The 2334-nt window shown below is 71.0% G+C and carries 2 protein-coding genes; both read right to left on the reverse strand.

All coding sequences use genetic code 11. The features are described from left to right. On the reverse strand, positions 1-1320 hold a 1320-nt coding region (locus tag ACWD3D_RS36190; protein WP_451464906.1), incomplete at its 3' end, for an ABC transporter permease. Then, entirely contained in the window at positions 1317-2105 is a 789-nt protein-coding gene (locus ACWD3D_RS36195; RefSeq protein ID WP_451464907.1) for an ABC transporter ATP-binding protein, read from the reverse strand. The genes ACWD3D_RS36195 and ACWD3D_RS36190, both read right to left, overlap by 4 nt. Positions 2106-2334: the final 229 nt, after the last annotated feature.

Genomic DNA, 2334 nt, shown 5'->3' on the forward strand with positions numbered 1-2334 from the left:
CAGGCGATCGGCGGCTCCATCGGCGTCGCGGTCTTCGGTTCGGTGTTCTTCGCCCGGGCCGAGACCGGTGAGCAGCGCGCCGACCACGGAACGGACGCGTCCCGCGCGGGCGTCGGCCGGGGTGCCGGCGTCGCGCAGGGCGGCCATCGGGGAGATGGCGCCGGCCCGGCGGGCGGGCAGCATCGCGGACACGACGGTCACCACGACACCGATGGTGAGGCCGATCAGCGGGGTGGTGGCCTTGATCGTCAGGTCGGCGGTGTCCAGGTGCATCCCCAGTGCGCCCATGAGTTCGATCAGGCCGACGGCGAGGCCGATTCCGGCGCCGATACCGGCCACCGATCCGACGACGCCGAGCAGTACCGCCTCCACCAGGACCGAGCGGTTGACCTGTCGGCGGCTCGACCCGACGGCCCGCATCAGTCCGATCTCGCGGGTGCGCTGGGCGACCAGCATGGAGAAGGTGTTGACGATCAGGAAGATGCCGACGAGGACGGCGATCCCGGCGAAGCCGAGCAGCACGTACTTCAGGGGATCGAGGAAGGAGCCGATGTCCTGCTGGTTCCGGGCCGTCTTCTCGGCCGCGGTCAGCACCTGGTAGTCGTGGCCGCCCAGGGCGGCGTCGACCCTCGCCTTGAGCTGGTCGTCGCTGACGCCGGGCGCGGCGTCCAGGGTGTAGTCGGTGTACGCGGTGCGGGAGCCGAGGAGTACCTGCTGGGCGGTGGGTGTGTCGAGGTAGACGACGGCCGCACCCGGGTTGGTGGTCCTGTACGTGGCGATGCCGCTGATGGTCACCTCGGCGTCGCCGGGGCCGGCGATGACCCGGAGCGAGTCGCCGATGGCCAGGTGGTGCTTTGCCGCGGTGTCCGCGTCGAGCACGGCCTCGCCGGGTGCGCCCGGGGCGTGGCCGGAGGTGATGTCGACGGACTTGGTCTGGTTCGGGTTCCAGTTGGCGACGATGGTCGGCGCGCCGGTGCTGGAACCGATGTCCTGGTTGTGGCTGTCGGCGACGGTGGCCTGCCGGCTGCCGACCCCGGGCACCACCCGGGCCACACCGGGGACCTTCTCCAGCCCCGCGCGCAGCGAGGCGGGCAGGGTGGCCGGTGTTCCGGTCCGCTGCTCGTCGTCGGCTTCCGGCGGGCTGACGGTGACGTCGGCGGAACTCGTCGCGAAGAGCTTGTCGAAGGTCGCGCTCATGGTGTCGGTGAAGACCAGCGTGCCGCAGACGAAGGCGACGGACAGCAGTACGGCGACCCCGGACAGGGCCATGCGGCCCTTGTGCGCCAGGAAGTTGCGCAGGGAGGTACGGAGCACGGTCACGATGTCCTGCCCCGGGAGTCGAAGGACTTCATCCGCTCCAGCACCGCGTCGGCCGTGGGCGCGTGCATCTCGTCGACGATCCGTCCGTCGGCGAGGTAGAGGACCCGGTCCGCGTAGGAAGCGGCCACCGGGTCGTGGGTCACCATGACGATGGTCTGGCCCAGATCGTCGACCGAGTGCCGCAGGAAGCCGAGGATCTCGGCGCCCGCCCGGGAGTCCAGGTTCCCGGTCGGCTCGTCACCGAAGATGATCTCGGGACGGGCGGCGAGGGCCCGGGCCACGGCGACCCGCTGCTGCTGCCCGCCGGACAACTGCGTGGGACGGTGCGTGAGCCGTCCGGCCAGTCCCACCGTCTCCACGACGAGGTCCAGCCACGCCCGGTCCGGGGTGCGGCCGGCGATGTCCATCGGCAGGGTGATGTTCTCCAGCGCGGTCAGCGTCGGAAGCAGGTTGAACGCCTGGAAGACGAAGCCGATGCTGTCACGGCGGAGCCGGGTCAGCCGTTTGTCCCCGAGCTTGGTGATCTCGGTCTCGCCTACCCAGGTCTTGCCGCTGGAGACCGTGTCCAGACCGGCCAGGCAGTGCATCAGCGTGGACTTGCCGGAGCCCGAGGGACCCATGATCGCGGTGAACTGCCCCCGGGGGATGTCGACGTCCACCGCGTCGAGCGCGACCACCCGGGTCTCGCCGTTGCCGTACGCCTTGGTCAACCCCCGCGCACGCGCGGCGAACAGCGAGCGCGCTTCGCCGTCCCGGGCCGCGGTACTCGATACGGACGTGGTCACTTGTGATCTCCTGAAAACTCGGCACGGGCAGGTGTCCCCGTGCTCCAAGCCTTCCGGAGCGCACCTCGCCGAACCATGGGGCGAAGCACCGGATCCGTGGTGGGGATAGCCCCCCACCGGGCCGTGGAGGCAGCACGCACGGTCCGCACGGGCGCGGCGGCGGCACGCCCGGTACGACGGCAGGGCCCGGACCGGACCCCGCGGTCCGTTTCAGCCGCTTCTTCTGCAC

Source organism: Streptomyces sp. NPDC002690, assembly GCF_053592415.1.